Origin of the sequence: Geotalea uraniireducens (assembly GCF_027943965.1) — a bacterium.
GTDB classification, from domain to species: Bacteria; Desulfobacterota; Desulfuromonadia; order Geobacterales; family Geobacteraceae; genus Geobacter; species Geobacter uraniireducens.
Genome location: NZ_AP027151.1, coordinates 4,175,198 through 4,193,111 on the forward strand (window position 1 = coordinate 4,175,198; position 17,914 = coordinate 4,193,111).

General features: G+C 60.6%; 10 protein-coding genes. All 10 read right to left on the minus strand.

Annotation, left to right across the window (positions count from 1 at the left end):
- Positions 1-6: 6 nt before the first annotated feature.
- The 10 genes from QMN23_RS19550 to dnaN all read right to left on the minus strand — a co-directional run bounded on the left by QMN23_RS19550 (position 7) and on the right by dnaN (position 17,914).
- Positions 7-2,202, minus strand: a complete 2,196-nt coding sequence (locus tag QMN23_RS19550) for a hybrid sensor histidine kinase/response regulator (RefSeq protein ID WP_282001017.1) — start codon at positions 2,200-2,202, stop codon at positions 7-9.
- Positions 2,203-2,241: 39 nt separating this feature from the next.
- The gene (locus tag QMN23_RS19555) at positions 2,242-4,068 is read right to left on the minus strand and encodes a sensor histidine kinase (RefSeq protein WP_282001018.1); all 1,827 of its coding nucleotides are present in this window, start codon (positions 4,066-4,068) and stop codon (positions 2,242-2,244) included.
- Positions 4,065-5,594: an ATP-binding response regulator gene (locus tag QMN23_RS19560; protein ID WP_282001019.1), complete on the minus strand. Its 1,530-nt coding sequence runs from the start codon at positions 5,592-5,594 to the stop codon at positions 4,065-4,067. Before QMN23_RS19560 ends, QMN23_RS19555 begins: the two co-directional genes overlap by 4 nt.
- Entirely contained in the window at positions 5,591-7,885 is a 2,295-nt protein-coding gene (locus tag QMN23_RS19565) for an ATP-binding protein (RefSeq protein WP_282001020.1), read from the minus strand. The genes QMN23_RS19560 and QMN23_RS19565 overlap by 4 nt, the downstream gene beginning before the upstream one ends.
- Before the next feature lie 69 nt (positions 7,886-7,954).
- The gene (locus QMN23_RS19570) at positions 7,955-8,962 is read right to left on the minus strand and encodes an NAD(P)H-dependent glycerol-3-phosphate dehydrogenase (RefSeq protein ID WP_282001021.1); all 1,008 of its coding nucleotides are present in this window, start codon (positions 8,960-8,962) and stop codon (positions 7,955-7,957) included.
- Between the two features lie 45 nt (positions 8,963-9,007).
- On the minus strand, positions 9,008-10,582 hold the full coding sequence (locus QMN23_RS19575; protein ID WP_282001022.1) for a HEAT repeat domain-containing protein: 1,575 nt from the start codon (positions 10,580-10,582) through the stop codon (positions 9,008-9,010).
- Positions 10,583-10,627: 45 nt separating this feature from the next.
- The gene (gene gyrA / locus QMN23_RS19580; protein WP_282001023.1) at positions 10,628-13,138 is read right to left on the minus strand and encodes a DNA gyrase subunit A; all 2,511 of its coding nucleotides are present in this window, start codon (positions 13,136-13,138) and stop codon (positions 10,628-10,630) included.
- A gap of 87 nt (positions 13,139-13,225) precedes the next feature.
- Entirely contained in the window at positions 13,226-15,619 is a 2,394-nt protein-coding gene (gene gyrB / locus QMN23_RS19585) for a DNA topoisomerase (ATP-hydrolyzing) subunit B (protein ID WP_282001024.1), read from the minus strand.
- A gap of 3 nt (positions 15,620-15,622) precedes the next feature.
- Positions 15,623-16,726, minus strand: coding sequence for a DNA replication/repair protein RecF (recF, locus tag QMN23_RS19590; protein WP_282001025.1), 1,104 nt, complete (start codon positions 16,724-16,726; stop codon positions 15,623-15,625).
- A gap of 69 nt (positions 16,727-16,795) precedes the next feature.
- The gene (gene dnaN, locus QMN23_RS19595; protein WP_282001026.1) at positions 16,796-17,914 is read right to left on the minus strand and encodes a DNA polymerase III subunit beta; all 1,119 of its coding nucleotides are present in this window, start codon (positions 17,912-17,914) and stop codon (positions 16,796-16,798) included.

Consider the following 17,914-nt stretch of genomic DNA (forward strand, 5'->3'; position numbering starts at 1 on the left):
AGGGGATTACTCCTTACCCGGGCCGGTGGCCCCGCGCCGCGGCATGACGCAGGCATTGTCGAGCGGAAACAGCAGGGAAAAGACGCTCCCCACCCCCTCTTCGCCCGGGAAGACCCAGACCATCCCGCCATGGGCGTCGATGATCCCCTTGACGATGGAGAGTCCCAGCCCCGACCCTTTGGACATGAAGCCAGTCTTGCCGGAGGAGTGATAGGCGATGTCGCCGACCCCATAGAACTTGTCGAAGATCCGCGCCCGTTCCTCACGGGGGATGCCGACACCGGTATCGGCGACGTCGAGCCGGTAGAAGGCGTCGACGCCGGTAATGTTTTCCGGGAAGTCACGATAGAAGAAGCGCAGTTCATCGGCCTGGGCTGCGAGTTCGTCGGGCGCGGCCAGCCGGCCGGTAATGGTGATCCGCCCGCCGTCCGGCGTGAATTTAATGGCATTTTCCAGCAGGTTGCGAATCACCAGCCGGCAGAATCCCTCGTCGGCAGGAACGCTGCAGGGGTCGTCCTCGATGGTCACCTCGATCTCCCGCTCCGAGAGGGGAAGCACCAGGGTCTGGCGAACTTCCCGGCAGAGGGCAGCCAGCCGCACCGGCCGTTTCTGGATGGCAAAGCCGGTCGCTTCGATCCGGGAAATGGAGAGGAGATCGTCGACGATGCCGCGGAGCTGGCTGACCCCTTCGTAGACCGACAGCAGCATCTCCTTCTGTTCCGGGGTCATCTCCAGGCCGCTGTAATTGATCAGGAACTGCAGGCCACCGATCACCGAGGTGAGCGGCGTCTTCAATTCGTGGGAAGCCATGCCGATGAAGTTGTTCTTGACGTCGTTGAGGCGTCCCAATTCGATGTTCGCCCGCTTGACCTCCTCCAGGTTCTCCCGGAGAGCCCGCCGCGAGCGGAGCAGTTCCTCGTTCTGCTCCTTCATCCGGTCGTAGAGGGTATGGTTCTCGATCAGCACCGCCATCTGATTGGCAATGGAGTTGAGGAGGAAGAGCTCACGGTCGGTATAGTTGCGGGTGGAACGGTGGGAAATGAACAGCGTGCCGATCACCGACGAACCGATCTTGAGCGGCAGGGCGCACCAGGCGCCCATTCCCATGGTCTCCGCCGCTTCGGCCACCTCCCCGGCAAAGTGCCCCTCGATCTCGTCCGACTTGACCGACCGGCCGTCGAGAACCTCCCGTACCCAGGCCCACTCCTTGGCAAGGGTTCTGAAGGCAGCGGTGAATTCCCGGGTCAGACCGAGCGACGCCGACAGGGCGAGGGAATCCTTGTCCATCAGGTGGATGCAGGAAAAATCGATCTGCAGCATGTGATGCAGCTGGGAGAGGAGGTCGACCATAATCCGCTTGGAGCCGCGCCGCGAGTTGAGGCGGAAGGCAACGGCATAGAGGGTCAAAAGCTCCCGGTCGGTCAGCCGCTTTTCCTCCTCCAGCCGTTTCCGCCCGGTGACGTCCTTGATCACGTAAACATAGCCGTGCTTGCTCTCGGTGGGGTGCATCGGATAGCAGGAAACGTTGAACCAGCCGGGAAGCTGCGGGAAGCGCACATCTTCTTCATCGGGCTTCAGATCGGCACAGAGTCTGAAAATGCAATCCGGCGCCTCGCTCTCACCGTAGAAGAGCTCGATGAGCTTTCTGCCGAGGACTTCGTTGTAGGTGGTGTGGAAGTACTGGATGAGCTTGTTGTTACAGCGGATGATCGTCCCTTGGGGGTCGGTGAGGACGACAATGTCGGAGACGGCGTCGAACGCCGCTTCCCATTCCATTTTCCCCTGTCGGATCGACTGCTCGGCCCGGCGCCGGGTCCTTCGCTCGGCCGCTTCGCGCAACTCACGCTCGATGGCCGGAATCAGCCGGGAGAGGTTCCCCTTGATCAGGTAATCGTGGGCTCCGGACCGCATCGCCTCAACAAGCATATCCTCGCCGATTTTCCCCGAGACGATAATCACCGGCAGGTCGAGACCGCTCCTCTTCAGCAGATTGAGGGCAGCGGGAGCGCTGAAGGTCGGCATGCGGTAGTCCGAGATGACGATATCCCACTCCCGGCGCACGAGGGCATCCTTCATCGCCGGCCCGGTATCCACCCGCTCGTACTCCACATTGTAGCCGCCCCGGCAGAGTTCCCGCAGCAGCAGCAGCGCGTCGTCTTCCGAATCTTCAACCAGCAGCATGCGCAAGTTTTTCTGGCTCATCGCCAACCCCACAGCCGTCTTACCATAGTGATCCCATCGTTATGCCCCGATCGTAAAGAAAAACGTCGCGCCGCGGTCGACACCCGCTTCTGCCCAGACTTCACCACCATGCCGCTCGATGGCCCGGCGGACCGTCGCCAGGCCGATCCCGCTCCCCTCGAACTCATCGAGGCCGTGCAGCCGCTGGAATGGCTGAAAGAGCTTGCCGGCATAGGCCATATCGAAGCCGACGCCATTATCCCGGATGAAATAGGTCGGGCGGGCGGTCCCTTCCGCCACCCCGAATTCGATCTCGGCTTCGTCCCGGCGGCTCGTATACTTCCAGGCATTGCCGAGAAGATTCTCCATGATTACCCGCAGCAGCCGGGCATCGCCGATCGCCGTCACCCCTTCGGCAATCCGGAAGGTGACCTGACGCGCCGGTTCGCCCTGCTTGAGCTCGAGCGCCACCACCTGGGCCATGGTACTCAGGTTGACCGGCAGGAACTCCATCTCGCTCCGGCTGACATTGGCCAGTTTCAGCATGTCGTCGATGAATCCCCCCATCCGCTGGGCGGCACCCTGAATCCGGTTCAGATAATTAAGCCCCTCGGCATCGAGCCGGTCGGAGTAGTCCTCAAGCAGCGCCCGGCTGAAGCCGCTGATGTGACGCAATGGAGCCCGCAAATCGTGGGAAACCGAATAGCTGAACGACTCCAGCTCCCGGTTGGCCCGCTCCAGCTCGACGGTACGCGCCCGCACCCGCTCCTCCAGCTCGGCATTCAGGCACACCAGCTCTTTCTCCATCCGAAAGCGCTCGGTCACGTCGTTGGCCAGGACCAGCGACGCCTGCCGCCCGGCAAAATCGATAGCATGCGAGATCACCTCGACGGTAATCTCCGTACCGTTTTTGAGCCGATGGCGCCACACGCCGTCAAAGCGGGCCTGCTCGGTTATCCGGCTGATCGCTTCCAGCAACGCCGGAATCTCCTCGGTCGGCCGGATGTCGCGAATGGTCATCGCCAGGAACTCTTCGCGGGAGTAGCCGTAGTGAGTTATCGCCGCATCGTTCACTTCGAGAAAGGCGAGGGTCTCCCGGTCGAAGACCCACATCGGGTGGGGATTGCTGGCAAAGAGCAGCCGGTAGTTTTCTTCGCTCTGCACCAGGGCTCGCTCGGCACATTTCCGCCGGGAATTATCGGCCAAAAGGACGACGATCCCGCTGATTTTCCCCTGCGGATCGGCGGTCGGAGCCGCCGACATGCTGATATCGAGCAGCTGGCCGTCCCGCCGCGGCAGGCAGGTTTCCAGATCGTTCACCACCGCACCGGCCAGCGCTTCCGCCAGCAATGAGGCGAAATCGTCCGCCCCTGCACCGGCGGCAAAAGGGTGAGGCATGCCGACGCTCTCTGCCGCGGGCCAACCGAAGAGCAGCTCCGCCGTCTGGTTCCACATTGTCACCGTGCCGGCGCCATCGAGGGCAAGGACTGCCACTGGCGAGGCATTGAACAGCGCATTCAGGGTCTGATGGGCTTCGTGCAGCTCCAGCTGGTTGCGACACTGCTCATCGAGTTGCTGCTGCAGTTCCTCCTCGGTCAGGGTAAGTTCTTCATTCCGCTCCCGCAGCAGCCCTTCGGAGCGGTGCATCTCATCGGCATAGCGGGTGATGAGCCAGTAGAGGAGGCCGGCGGTGACCGCCACATAAACCCACCCCTTGACCGTACTCCAGACGGTGAGCCTGGATCTGTCCGCCACCAGCAACGAAAGGAAATGATCGGAAAAGAGAATCCAGATTCCGCCGAACAGGGCGTAGAGCAGGGCGATCTTTAGCGGGATCAGCCGGTGCCTCTCGACGAGACGATCAAGCTTGCGCGGGAAGAGGGTCATGAACGCTCCATCGGGAAAAGAAGGTGAAAGGAGCTCCCTTTGTCCAGCTCGCTCTCAGCCCAGACAAAACCGTCATGGGCATCCATCGCCTTGCGGCAGAAGGCGAGACCGAGGCCACTGCCGCCGGTTTTCCCCTGTCGACGATTCTTGGCCTGAACGAAGCGATCGAAAATCGAGACGAGGCAATCGGCGGGCACGCCGGCCCCCGTATCCCTGACCGTCAGAAGGAGGAAACGCCCGGCAACCGGCAGGTTGGCAGGCGGATAGGCGGCAGCCGACAGTGGACCTGCCAGCGCCAGCGGCTCAGCGACGATTTCGGCCCGGATCTCAATTTCCCCCTCTTCGGGAGTGAACTTGATGGCATTGGAAAGGAGGTTCCCCAGCAGACGAAAGAATTTCGACCGGTCGACCGGGAAAAGAATCGGCGCTGGCGGCAGGTGGAGAAAAAGCCTGATCCCGGCCCGCAGGGCCACCGGTTCGAAGCGGCTCAGGATTCGCCGCAACAACGGGGCAAGTTCCTCCTCGGCAATAGCCATCTGCATCCGCCCCGCCTCGAACTTGTGCACATCGAGCAGGGTATCGATCATCTCGACCATTTCGTCGCAACTCTCGACGGCGGAGTCGAGATATTCCTTCTGCTCGGCATTGATTGTTCCCAGCCGCCCCTCCCGCACCAGATCGATGGAGCCGACCACCGCCGTAATCGGTGTCTTGAGGTCGTGGGAGAGCATGCTGACGAAATCTTCCCGTTCCTGCTCCAGCGCTTTGAGGGTCGACATGTCGTGCAGGATTTCGACACTGCCGATCATCTCGCCGGTGGCATTGCGCAGCGGAGTGGCACTGGAGAGTACCGGTAGCCGGCGCTTCCCCTGGGCCACGACATAGGTGACGTCGAGGCAGGGCTCGCCGGTGGTCAGCACCACCCGGCAGGGGAGCCGGCTGGCCGGGATATCCGCCTGCAGCAACTCCTCCACCGGCCGGCCCAGCACTTCTTCGGCCCGGATGGCCAGCAACTCCTCCGCCTTGCCGTTGAGGGTGATCACGTTGCCCTGCCGGTCCACCGCCACCACCATGTCGGCCATGCCGCGGAGGATCGCTGCCATTTTCTGCCGCTGTTCGTCAAGCTCCCGCTGCAGCCGTTCATTTTCCAGCCGGGTCCGGTTGTACTGGATCGCCCGTTCGACCCGCCCCTTCATGTCGTCGGAGGAAAAAGGCTTGGAAATATAGTCGACCGCCCCTTTCTTCATCGCCTCGACTGCAATGTCTTCGCTGCCGTGGGCGGTCATCATCACCACCACCAGCTCCGGATAGTCGCGGCGAATCCGGGCGAGCACCTCCATTCCGTCCATCCGCGGCATCCTGATATCGAGCAGCACCAGGGCGAACGACTCACCTTCAAGGATTTCCAACGCCTCGGCACCGTCGCGGGCGCGCACGGTCCGGTAGCCGATATCTTCCAGCTGGAGCTTGAGGATCAGCGCAATATCCGCTTCGTCGTCAACGATGAGAATTCTATCCCCATTCATGCCGGCTCCTCATAGACTGGTACGGTAAAGGTAAAGACATTGCCGCCGTTTAACCCCTCGCTGTAGAAGATGCGGCCGTGGTGCCGCTCGACAATCTCCTTGCAGATCGCCAGGCCGAGGCCGGTGCCCCCCTGCTGGCGCCGATCGGTGTTATCGAGTTGCTGGAACTTCTTGAACAGCTTTTCGCGGTCGGACCATTGAATTTCCCGGCCCCGGTCGGCAACGGCAACCGCGATGTAATTCTCGTTGCGGCTGACGCTCACCTCAACCGCTTCACCGGGCGGAGAAAACTTGATCGCATTGGACAAGAGGTTGGTCAAGACCTGGACGAGCCGGTCATGGTCGCCGTAAACCTGCGGCAGTCCGCCGGTACTCCGGCTGACGACCGTGACATGGTGGTCGCGGGCGAACCCTTCCAGTTCCTCGATCGACTGGGCGATCAGCCCATGCAGGTCCTGGGGGACGAAGATAAATTCCATCCGTCCCGATTCGATCTTGGCAATGTCGAGGATATCGTTGACCAGCCTAATCAGCCGATCCGTATTGCGCAGACAGATGTTAAGCAGCTCATCTTCCATTCCCGACGACACTTTCCCTTTGTCGAGAATGAATTGCAGCGACCCCTTGATCGAGGTGAGGGGAGTCTTGAGTTCATGGGAAACGGTAGAAATGAATTCGGTCTTCATCCGGTCGACCTCTTCCTCGGCCGTCACATCCCGAATCGACATCACTACCCCGGCAAAACGTCCCTCGGCATCGGTGAAGGGTGAGAGGTTCACCTTCAGTTTCTTTCCCTTCGCCTGCAGCTCCACATCTCTGAGTGACGTAATTTTGTCATTTTCCCTCATTATCGATAAATATTCAACCAGCCGGCAAAATTCTCCCCGGGTACAGACCTCGGTAATGGAATGGCCGACGACCCGATGCGGCACCATTTCGAACATTCGCTGGGCGGCCGGGTTGAAGAGGATGATCCGCCCATCCCGATCGGTAACCGCCACCCCTTCGGCCATCCCGGTAAGGATCGCCTCCAGCCGCTCCATCTCCATCTGCAGGTCGGCGGTCCGCTCCGACACCCGTCGCTCCAGCAGCTCGTTCATCTCCTGCAGCTGCTGGTTCAGCCCTTCAAGATCATGGGCTTTGGAACGGATGGTTCGGTCCCGCTCTTCCACGCTCTTGGCCATCCGGTTGAAGGCATCGGCCAGCAGGCCGACTTCGTCGGAAGTGTCGACCGCCACCCGCTGCCGCAGATCGCCGCTCTCAATCATCCGAACCCCGGCGGACAGTTCGTTGATCGGCTTGGTCAGCCGCCGAGCCACCAGATAGGCGAGGATAAATGACAGCACCAGGCTGATCGCCGCCGACGCCATGATGTTTTTCAGGCTGTCGCGCAGGACCACATTGAAATCGTCGCGGGAGAGCGCCACCGACAGGGAGCCGACGAATTTCCCCCCGCAGTCGGTAATCGGATCGAAGACCGTCTTGTACACCTTGTCGCCGATGGCGGTATCGCCGCGGTAGGGAATACCGCGCTCCAGCTGGCCGAGCACTTTGGGATCGATCACCGACGGGTAGGGAATTTTGCTGCCGAAACTGCCGGTTACCAGTTCGCCTTTCCGGGTTACCACCACGATGACCTGTTTGCCGAAGACCTCCTGGATCTGCCGCGGAATCCGGCTGTCATTGTCGACCACATCCCCCGCGACGATGGCGCCGAGGACCGAGCCGTTGTTGGCCAGGACCGGCACGGCAACGGTAATCATCATGACCCCGTCCGCTGCTTCCGCCGCCGCACACTTGCTGTATCTTACCCCCCCCTCGCGGCAGAGAAAACGGGAACTGACCAGTTCCGTCGCCAGAACCGGCCGCTTTTCCCTGAAACAGCGGTTAAGGATCGGCGCGAGGTCGGCGGTACTGCCGGTCCCCTCCGGGCTGCCGCCGGCAATGATCACCCGACGGGAATCGACGACGACCAGCATCTCCAGATAGGGCAGGATGGACCGCCACCTGCCGACCGCATCCTCCAGCCAGAGACGGTCGTTGGCAGCCAGATGCTGCTTGACCGGCGGGGCGGCGGCCGGGTTTTCCAGGGAGTATTTCGCCTGCTCGGCCCGGGCGAAATACTGGTCCCGGGCATACATGAGATTTTCCGAGAGCTCTTTGGTCAGCCGGTCTTCCAGGGAGGCATCGATACTGCGATAGGTCGTGCGGATCAGGATCGAATATGAGATGAGCAGGATGATGAGAATCGTCAGAAACAGCTTGTTGCGAATGGTAAGTCGCAGGTGCATGGGACTCCCTTCAAGCGGTGACGACTCGCCGTCACCGGCAGGAGGCTCGGGCACGGGACCGGGAGGAGTTTATCCCCGTTCCGCCTTCAGATCGCGAGTCATCAGTTCCAAAACTGCCTGGCGGGCCGGTTTGTCCTCGTAAAGAATCTGGTAGACCTTTTCGGTGATCGGCATTTCAACACCGACCTGCCCGGCAAGGCGCCAGGCCGAGGCGGTGGTTTTCACCCCCTCGGCTACCATCCGCATCTCGCCAAGAATCTCCTTGAGCGGTATCCCCTGGCCAAGCTTCATGCCGACGGTCCGGTTGCGGGAGAGATCGCCGGTACAGGTCAACACCAGGTCTCCCATCCCAGCTAAGCCGGCAAAGGTTTCAGGATGGGCACCGATGGCAACACCCAGCCGGGTCATCTCGGCCAGGCCGCGGGTAATCAGGGCAGCGCGGGTGTTGTAGCCGAGCCCCAGCCCATCGGAGATCCCGGCGGCCAGCGCGATAACGTTCTTCAGCGAGCCGCCGATCTCTACCCCAACGACGTCGCTATTGGTATAAACCCGGAAATACTCGGTGGTGAAACAGCGCTGCACGGCGATCGCCACCTCCGGATCGGCAGCGGCGGCAACCACCGCCGTCGGCATCTCCTGCGCCACTTCGCGGGCGAAGCTGGGGCCCGACAGAACGCAGAACCTGCCGAACAGCGCCGGCGACAGCTCCTCGGCACACGCCTGGGAAACGGTCTTCAGCGTGTCGAGCTCAATCCCCTTCGCGGCGCTGACCAGCAACGTTTCGGCCCGGAGAAACGGGATCAGCCGGCTTACCACTCCGCGCATCACCTGGGACGGCGAAGCCAGGAGCAGCAGCTCCTTGCCAGCCGCCGCTTCTTCGAGAGAGTTGGTAAACTTCAGCGCCGGTGCCAGGGTAATACCGGGGAGAAACGGCCCGTTTTCGCGGCGCAGCCGCATCTCGTCCACCAGTTCCGGCTCATAGGCCCAGAGGGTTACGGCATACCCTTTTTTGGCCAGCAGATTGGCAAGGGTCGTTCCCCAGCTTCCGGCACCGATTACTCCGATATTCTTGTTCATCCCCGTTCTCCTCGGCTTACTGTTTAACGTCACGCCGCCGGTCAGCTACACCCACCCGCCGTCGTCATCCGCTTCCCGGCGGGGAGGAGGAAATTCGTACCCCTCGGCACGGGCGTCCCGCACCATGTCGATCAGCTCCAGCAGCCAGCGCCGCAGGAAGGGATGGCGATGCAGCGGCACCATTCCCTGGGCGATGCTGTGGGCGGCCACCAGGGTCAGCTCGATCAGTTGCCGATCCCGTTCCGCCTCGTCCATCAACGCCGCGGTGAGCCGCAGTCGCCGGACAAGCTGTTCGAGCTGGGGCGCAACCTGATCCCGGCACCACTCTTCGAGGAACTGTTCCACGACAGCACCATCGCGACCGGCGAACGGTTCGTCCCCCAACCGCTCCAATTCTCCGCTCAACAGCCGGACCTGCTCATTGAAAATGAACCAGCCATCGAAAAAATAATCGCCGAACAGTTCCATCCCCTCGGCAATCCGTTGCGGCGTGACACTCGCCTCGGGCGCAAAATCGGCAAAAGCCGGCTCGTAGGGGGCCGGCACGAGTTCGAGCCCGGCAAACAGTCGCTGCCGCACGTAAAATTCGGGGGGCATGTAGAAGCCGTTGCCGAAACTCCGGTGCATCGCGTCGCAGACCAGGGCGACGAGGTAGGCGGGCTCGACCTGGACCAGCGAATCGTCGACATTGTTGTCGGTAACGATCTTGCGGTACTCCTCGGGGGTTACGCCGCTCCAGCCCCATGCTTCCCGCATCCCCGTCGTTTCATGGAGTTCGAGGAACAGCGTGTCGAGACGGTCCGGACCGGTCCAGCGGGCAACGAACAGGCAGCTGATGCCGGAAGCATCGGGCGGCGACGCATAGGTGGCGCAGAACGCCAGCAACGGCTCCGGCTCGACGGTGATATCGAGGCCGAGAAAGGAGAGCCGCCGCAGACTCCGCTCCGCCGCGCCCCGCAGTTCGCCGCTGGCGGTGCCGAGATAGCTTTTGAGCAGGGTCACCGCGCGCGGGGCGCGGATCCTGCCAAGCATTTCGACCGCCTCGCGCTGGGTCTCCGGCTCATCGAAGCCGAGCAGCACGGCAAAGATATCGAGGACGCGGGGATCGTCGACCTGCGCCAGCTCCCGGACCAGGGCCCGTTGGGCGTCCGGGGTGTAGGAGACGAAATCCTCCATGAACATGACCAATCCCCGCTCACCCTTGTCGAGCAGCCGCGGGACGATAAGCTGGAGCGGTCCGCCCACCTCGTCGAGCAGCCTGGCGAAGGGCGGAGCCGAAACATCAACGCCGTATCCCTCGAGGGCCGAGAGGAGAACCGACTTCCCCTCCTCCTCCAGATCCTTGCGGGTGAGGGTGATCTTGATCAGCTGGTCGAGCCACGAATCGTCCTCGAAGAAATCGAGCAGATAGGTATAACGGGAAATAATGTCGCCATTCTTCTCCCGCCAGAGCCGCCGCACGAGGGGGGAAAGGGCACGGCGCCCGGCCTTCTGCAGGCGGGCGCCGATCTCCTCCATCTCGTCGACGGTGATGTTCTCTTTCCGGAGCCGTTCCAGCAGCGAAAGGATGTTGTGGCGCTCCCGGAGGCTCGTGTCGATTTTGCGGTGACGTTGTTCCATAAAGCCTTTAACCTGCCCGACGCGACAGCCGCGCCCGGTGGTCGATCATTCGTCATCCTCGTCGGCGGAGATCGGCGTCCCGGCAGAATCCTCGTCGGCCTCGCCCGGTTCGTCCCCCTCGTCTTTTTCGGCCAGTTTGGCGACAGCAACGATCCGTTCTTCGTGCTCGGTCACCATCAGCCGGACCCCCTGGGTGTTGCGGCCGATAATCGAGAAGCCGGCCACCGCCATCCGGAGGATTTTCCCCTGATCGGTGATCAGCATCAGGTCGTTCTCGTCGGTTACCTGGAGGATATCGACCACACAGCCGTTCCGCTCGGTGGTCTTGATGGTGATGATCCCCTTGCCGCCGCGGGACTGGAGTCGGTATTCGGCCAGCTCGGTCCGCTTGCCGTAACCGTTCTCGGTAACGGTGAACAGGGTGGAGCCGAGGGCATCGCTGATGATTTCCATGCCGATCACCAGATCGTCGTCCTCGAGGGTCATCCCCCGGACGCCGCGGGAAACCCGCCCCATCGACCGGACGTCATCTTCGCGGAAGCGGATCGACTTGCCGTTCCGGGAGGCGAGCAGTACATCCTGCTTGCCGTCGGTCAGCGCCACCGCAATCAGCTTGTCGCCGTCGTCGAGGTTGACGGCGATGATCCCGCCGGCCCGGGGATGGGAGTACTCGACGAGCGGACTCTTCTTTACCACCCCGCTACGGGTCGCCATCATCAGGAACTTGTCCTCGCTGAACTCCTTGACCGGCAGGATGGTGGTGATTTTTTCAGTGGCTGCCAGGTTCAGCAGGTTGACGATCGCCTTGCCGCGGGTGGCACGTCCCCCCTCGGGAATCTCGTAGACCTTCAGCCAGTAGACCCGCCCGGCGTCGGTGAAGAACATCAGGTAGTCCTTGGTCGAGGCGATGAACAGCTGTTCGACGAAATCCTCTTCCTTGGTCTTGATGCCGGTCTTCCCTTTGCCACCGCGGCGCTGGGCCCGGTAGAGCGAGAGGGAACTCCGCTTGATGTAGCCGGTATGGGTAACCGTCACCACCATATCTTCCTCGACGATCGTATCTTCGAGGGAAATCTCGGCAGTCTGGTCAACGATCTCGGTCCGGCGCGGATCGCCGAATTTCTCTTTCAGCTCGGTGAGCTCGCCGACGATGATGTTGAGAATCTCGGTCTCGGAGGCGAGGATTTCCTTCAGCCGGGCGATGTACTTGAGGATCTCGTGGTACTCGTCGATGATCTTGTCCCGCTCCAGGCCGGTCAACCGCTGCAGCCGCATGTCGAGGATCGCCTGGGACTGGATTTCCGAGAGGCCGAAGCGGCTCATCAGGCCGCTCTTGGCCTCGGCGGGGGTGGCCGATCGCTTGATCAGCTCGATCACCTCGTCCAGGTTGTCGAGGGCGATCTTGAGCCCTTCCAGGATATGGGCCCGGGCTTCCGCCTTCTTCAGCTCGAAGATGGTCCGGCGGGTGACGATTTCCCGCCGGTGATCGATGAAGCTGGTGATCATTTCCCGGAGGGTGAGGATCTTCGGCCGGCCGTTGGCGATCGCCAGCATGATGATGCCGAATGAAGACTGCATCTGGGTCTGCTTGTAGAGGTGGTTGAGGATGACCTGCGGATTTTCATCCTTTTTCAGCTCGATGACGATCCGCATCCCTTCGCGGTCCGACTCGTCGCGGAGATCGGAGATCCCCTCGATCTTCTTCTCCCGCACCAGTTCGGCGATCTTTTCGATCAGTTTCGCCTTGTTCACCTGGTAGGGAATTTCGGTAACGACGATCGATTGCCGTTCGTTCTTCTTCTGGGTCTCGATCACCGCCCGGGCCCGCATCTGGATGATTCCCCGGCCGGTCCGGTACGCCTGGACGATCCCCTCGCGGCCGTAGATGTAGCCGGCAGTCGGGAAATCGGGACCGGGAATCTGTTCCATCAGCTCCTCGAAGCTGATTTTCGGATTGCGGATCACCGCGACGATGCCGTCGATCACCTCCCCCAGGTTATGGGGAGGGATATTGGTGGCCATCCCGACGGCGATCCCCGACGAGCCGTTGACCAGCAGGTTGGGAAACTTCGAGGGGAGAACGAGCGGCTCCTGGAGGGAGTCGTCGTAGTTCGGCCCCATATCGACCGTTTCCTTGTCGATGTCGTTCAGCAGTTCGTGGGCCAGCTGGGCCATGCGGATTTCGGTGTACCGCATCGCTGCCGGCGAGTCGCCGTCGACCGAGCCGAAGTTCCCCTGGCCGTCAACCAACGGATAACGGAGCGAGAAATCCTGGGCCATCCGGACGATGGTGTCGTAGACCGCCGTATCGCCATGGGGATGATACTTACCGATGACGTCGCCGACGACGCGGGCCGATTTCTTGTACGGTTTGTTCCAGTCGTTCCCCATGTCGTACATGGCGAAGAGGCAGCGCCGGTGGACCGGTTTGAGGCCGTCCCGGACGTCGGGCAACGCCCGGCCGATGATGACCGACATCGCGTAGTCCATGTAGGACCGCTTCATCTCATCTTCAATGTTAACGGCAATCTTGTTGGTATTCTGGTGTTCGAGCATTCCACCCTCATTGATCAAGGCCCGGGCAAAAATGAACCGGCGGCCGGCACGTTTCGCCGGTCCGCCCAGCATCCCGGGCCGGTAGTATTAGATATCCAGATTCGATACGTTCAGCGCGTTCTGTTCGATGAACTCGCGCCGCGGCTCCACCTGATCGCCCATCAGCACCGTAAAGATCTCCTCCGCTTCGACGGCATCCTCGATCTTCACCTGGAGCAAGACCCGGTTCTCGGGGTGCATGGTGGTTTCCCAGAGCTGCTCGGGATTCATCTCTCCCAGCCCTTTGTAACGCTGGATGTAGAGCCCCTTCTTCGCCGTTTCGAGGAAGAAGGAGAGCATCTCGCGGAAGCTGCCGGTCGTCAGGAGGGTTTTCCCCTCGGTGGAGACCACCGCCTCGCCGGCGCCGAATGAACCGCGCACCCGCTCGTAGCTTTCCATCAGCAGCCCGTACTCGTGGCTGGTGAGGAGAGAGATCGTATTCTGGTCGATCCGGGCCCGCAGGTTGCCGAATTTGAAGATCGCCCGGTTTTCCTTGAGCAGGTAGTCCGACCCCGGCGACGCCTCCTTCATTTTCGCCAGGTACGGTTCGAGGTCTTTTGGCTCTTCGAAGCCGTTTTTCACCCCGCAGCTCAGGAAGAGCGCCAACAGCTTCTCGTTGATCCCCTTTTTCGCCAGCTTGTCGAACAGCGTCGTGTAGTCGATGATCTGCCGGAGCAGGGGAATGATCTGTTTCCCCCGGTAGGTCCGCTCCTCGCCGCCAGCCTGGAGCTGGAGGGTCATCTCATCGGTCCCTTCCTCGAGGAGGTAGTTCTGCAGTGCCGCTTCGTTGCGCAGGTACTGCTCTTTCCGCCCCCGCTTGATCTTGTAAAGCGGCGGCTGGGCGATGTAGAGGTGCCCCCGTTCGACCAGTTCCGGCATCTGTCGGAAGAAGAAGGTCAACAGCAGGGTGAGGATGTGGGAACCGTCGACGTCGGCATCGGTCATGACGATGATCCGGCCGTAACGGAGCTTGGCGATATCGAAATCATCCTTGCCGATACCGGTGCCGAGCGCGGCGATCAGGGTGCGGATCTCCTGGGAGGAGAGCATCTTGTCGAAGCGGGCCTTCTCGACGTTGAGGATTTTCCCCTTCAGCGGCAGGATCGCTTGGTATTTCCGGTCGCGTCCCTGTTTGGCCGAGCCGCCGGCGGAATCACCCTCGACGAGGAACAGTTCGCAGAGCGACGGGTCTTTCTCCTGGCAATCGGCCAGCTTGCCCGGCAACGTACCGACGTCGAGGGCACCCTTCCGCCGGGTCAGGTCGCGGGCCTTCCGCGCCGCTTCGCGCGCCCGGGCCGCCTCGATCGATTTTTCGAGAATCCGCTTCGCCACTTGGGGATTCTCTTCGAGGTACATCGCCAGCTTTTCGTTCATCAGGGTTTCGACGTAACCTTTGACTTCGGAGTTGCCGAGCTTGGTCTTGGTCTGCCCTTCGAACTGGGGCTGGGGGATTTTCACCGAAATGACGGCGGTCAGCCCTTCTCGCAAGTCTTCGCCGGAAATGGCGACCTTGGCATTCTTGAGGAGGTTGTTAGCGTTGGCGTAAGTGTTCATGGTCCGGGTCAGGGCGGCCCGGAAGCCGATCAGGTGGGTTCCCCCCTCGTGGGTGTTGATGTTGTTGGCGAAGGAAAAGACCTTTTCGTCGTAGGAGTCGTTGTACTGGATGGCGATCTCCATGTCGATGCCACCCTTTTCGCCGTGGAAATAGATCGGTTTCGCGTGCAGCGGGGTCTTGCTCCGGTTCAGGTATTCGACAAAGGAGACAATTCCCCCCTCATAGAAGAATTCGTGCACCTTGGGCGATTCGGTCCGCTCGTCGGCGATCTTGATCCGGACCCCCGCGTTGAGGAACGCCAGTTCCCGCAGCCGTTGGGAGAGGATATCAAAGGAGAACTCCACCGTTTCGAAAATCTCTTCGTCGGGGAAAAACGTGATCTTGGTGCCCCGTTTCTTGGTTTCGCCCGTCACGGTCAGCGGCCCCTGGGGTTCGCCGCGGCGATACGACTGACGGAACAGTTTTCCGTCGCGACGAATTTCCAGCTCCAGAACCTTGGAAAGGGCGTTGACCACCGATACGCCAACGCCGTGAAGGCCGCCGGAAACCTTGTAGGAACTGTTGTCGAACTTGCCGCCGGCGTGGAGTACCGTCAGGACCACCTCGGCCGCCGAGCGCCCTTCCGTCGGATGGATGTCGGTCGGGATACCACGGCCGTTGTCGATTACCGTCACCGACCCATCCAGGTTGATGGTTACCGAAATGTCGTCGCAGTAACCGGCCAGAGCTTCATCGATGGAGTTGTCGACGATTTCGTAGACCAGGTGGTGCAGGCCCTGGGCAGAAGTAGAGCCAATGTACATCGCCGGTCGTTTCCGGACCGCCGACAGTCCTTCAAGCACTTTTATCTTGTCTGCACCGTAATCGTAGTTCTGTTCGTCTGTCATTCCTTACCTCTGAGTAAGAATCACCTTCCCCTGTTCGACTCGGAAGGCTGCATGGGTATCGATTCCGTCCAGCCGCAAGGTGGCCGGGTCGGTAGTGGTGACAAAAACCTGCATACTTTTTTGCCGGAGAAACTGCATCAGGTTCTCGTTCCGTTGTCGGTCGAGTTCCGAAGATATATCGTCCAGGAGCAGGATCGGCGGGGCGCCGTACAGCTTTTCCAGATATTCCACTTCCGCCATTTTCAACGCCAGGACGAAACTTCGCTGTTGCCCCTGGGAGCCATGATGCTTGATCACCCGCCCGTTCAAAAGAAATTCGAGATCGTCGCGGTGGGGCCCGACCACCGTGGTCCCCCGGCGAAGTTCTTCGGCGCGGTGCTCGGACAGTGCCCTGATCAGTGCCTCTTTGCCGTCACGGTCAATTGCCGCCGGATCGCAGGCGTGCGGGCGGTACGCCAAGCCGGCAGTTTCGTCTCCGCCGGCAATCTGCCGGTAGAAATGGCCGAGCAGTGGCTCGGTGGCGGCCAGATAGGCGATTCGCTTCTCCATGAGCCGGATCCCGGCCTCGGCAAGCTGGTCGGTCCAGACTTCGAGCCCCGCCTGGTCGCCTCGTTTGAGCAGCGAATTCCGCTGCTTCAGAATCCGGTAATACTCATGGTAAAGCATGAGATAACCGAGATCGCTGCTGAAGATGGCCCGGTCGAGGTAACGGCGGCGCAGTTCCGGCCCGCCCCGCGCCATGCCGATCTCCTCCGGCGAGAAAACCACGGCGTTGACAGCACCGAAGAAATCGGCCAGCCTGGTAACCGGTTTCCGGTCGATGCGTGCCTTGCGCCCCTCCTTGCCGAGATAGAGCGCTATTTCCCGGGTAACCCCGTCCTTTTCGGCCCGCCCCTGGACAAAGGCGTGCGGCGTATCCCAGCTGATCAGGTCCTGGGTCCGGGCCAGCCGAAAAGACTTCATGGTTCCCAGGAGGTAGATGGCCTCCAGAATGGAACTCTTTCCCTGGCCGTTATCCCCGGTGAAGATATTGAATCGCCGGTTAAAGACGAGGTCCGCGGCGGCAATATTGCGGAACGAGTTGATCTGAATCTTAGTCAAGAACATCGCGGCCTGACCACTAAAAAGGCCTCTCCCGTGGAAGCGGCCTCTCAAGCTGGCTGGAAGGATCGAATCCTACAGGCGCATCGGCATTACTACTGCCGTGAACCGCTCGTCGCCGGCCGGCCTGATAATCGCCGGCGACAGTTCGTCTTTGAGAATCAACGCCACATCGCTTTCTCCCAGTACCGACAACACATCAATGATGTATTTGGCATTGAAGCGGATCGACAGAGGCGTTCCATTATAGGCGATGTCAAGTTCCTCCGAAGCCTCGCCGAGTTCGGGATTGCTCGAGGATATCACCATTGTCTCCGCCTGGATATCCATTTTGATCCCTTTGAACTTTTCGCTGGAAAGGATGGACATCCGGCGCAATGAATGGAAGAACGGTTCCCGGTTGACGGTAACGATCTTGTCGTTGGCCACCGGAACGACCCGGGTGTAATCGGGAAATTCGCCATCCACGAGCCGCATGACGACCACCGTATTCCCCTTCTTGATGACGGCACTGTTGTCCATGAAGCCGAGCATGATCTCGGCATTTTCCTCTTCGCACATCTTTTTAAGCTCGAAGATCCCTTTTTTGGGGAAAATGACCCCTTTGGCCATCTCCGGGCCGACGGCACCGTTGAATTCCCGCTCGGCAATCGACAGCCGGTGACCATCCGTAGAAACCATCCGCAGCAGGGAACAGTCGTTTTCCGCGACCGCTTTGACGAACGTACCGTTGAGATTGTACTTGGTTTCGTCGAAACAGATGGCGTAGGAAGTCTTTTCGATCATTTCGGAGAGGAGAGCGCTTTCGATCTTGATTAACCGCTCCTCGCTGATCTTCGGAAAATAGGGAAACTCTTCCGAAGACAAGCCGACGATGTTGAAATGTGCCTTGCCGCAACGAATCTCAACCCAATCATTTTCTTTGGTTGCAAAGGAAATGGTTTCATCGGGAAGTTCCTTGATGATCTCGTAAAGTTTCTTCGCCGAGACAGTGATTTTACCGTTCTGGGTCACCGTCGTCGGATAGACGCTCTTCATGCCGACTTCGAGGTCGGTTGCGGTTAGCTCGATCTGGTCCTCGTGGGCTTCAATCAGGACATTGGAAAGGATCGGCATGGTGTTGCGCTTTTCGACGATCCCCTGGATTTTCTGGAGCGCCTTTACAAAGGTGTCCTTGTTAATTTTGAATTCCAT

What these genes read in the sequence shown, in the direction of transcription:
- QMN23_RS19550 (WP_282001017.1), bottom strand. Translation starts at nt 2,202, where the DNA reads ATGAGCCAGAAAAACTTGCGCATGCTGCTGGTTGAAGATTCGGAAGAC.
- QMN23_RS19555 (WP_282001018.1), bottom strand. Translation starts at nt 4,068, where the DNA reads ATGACCCTCTTCCCGCGCAAGCTTGATCGTCTCGTCGAGAGGCACCGG.
- QMN23_RS19560 (WP_282001019.1), bottom strand. Translation starts at nt 5,594, where the DNA reads ATGAATGGGGATAGAATTCTCATCGTTGACGACGAAGCGGATATTGCG.
- QMN23_RS19565 (WP_282001020.1), bottom strand. Translation starts at nt 7,885, where the DNA reads ATGCACCTGCGACTTACCATTCGCAACAAGCTGTTTCTGACGATTCTC.
- QMN23_RS19570 (WP_282001021.1), bottom strand. Translation starts at nt 8,962, where the DNA reads ATGAACAAGAATATCGGAGTAATCGGTGCCGGAAGCTGGGGAACGACC.
- QMN23_RS19575 (WP_282001022.1), bottom strand. Translation starts at nt 10,582, where the DNA reads ATGGAACAACGTCACCGCAAAATCGACACGAGCCTCCGGGAGCGCCAC.
- gyrA (WP_282001023.1), bottom strand. Translation starts at nt 13,138, where the DNA reads ATGCTCGAACACCAGAATACCAACAAGATTGCCGTTAACATTGAAGAT.
- gyrB (WP_282001024.1), bottom strand. Translation starts at nt 15,619, where the DNA reads ATGACAGACGAACAGAACTACGATTACGGTGCAGACAAGATAAAAGTG.
- recF (WP_282001025.1), bottom strand. Translation starts at nt 16,726, where the DNA reads ATGTTCTTGACTAAGATTCAGATCAACTCGTTCCGCAATATTGCCGCC.
- dnaN (WP_282001026.1), bottom strand. Translation starts at nt 17,914, where the DNA reads ATGGAATTCAAAATTAACAAGGACACCTTTGTAAAGGCGCTCCAGAAA.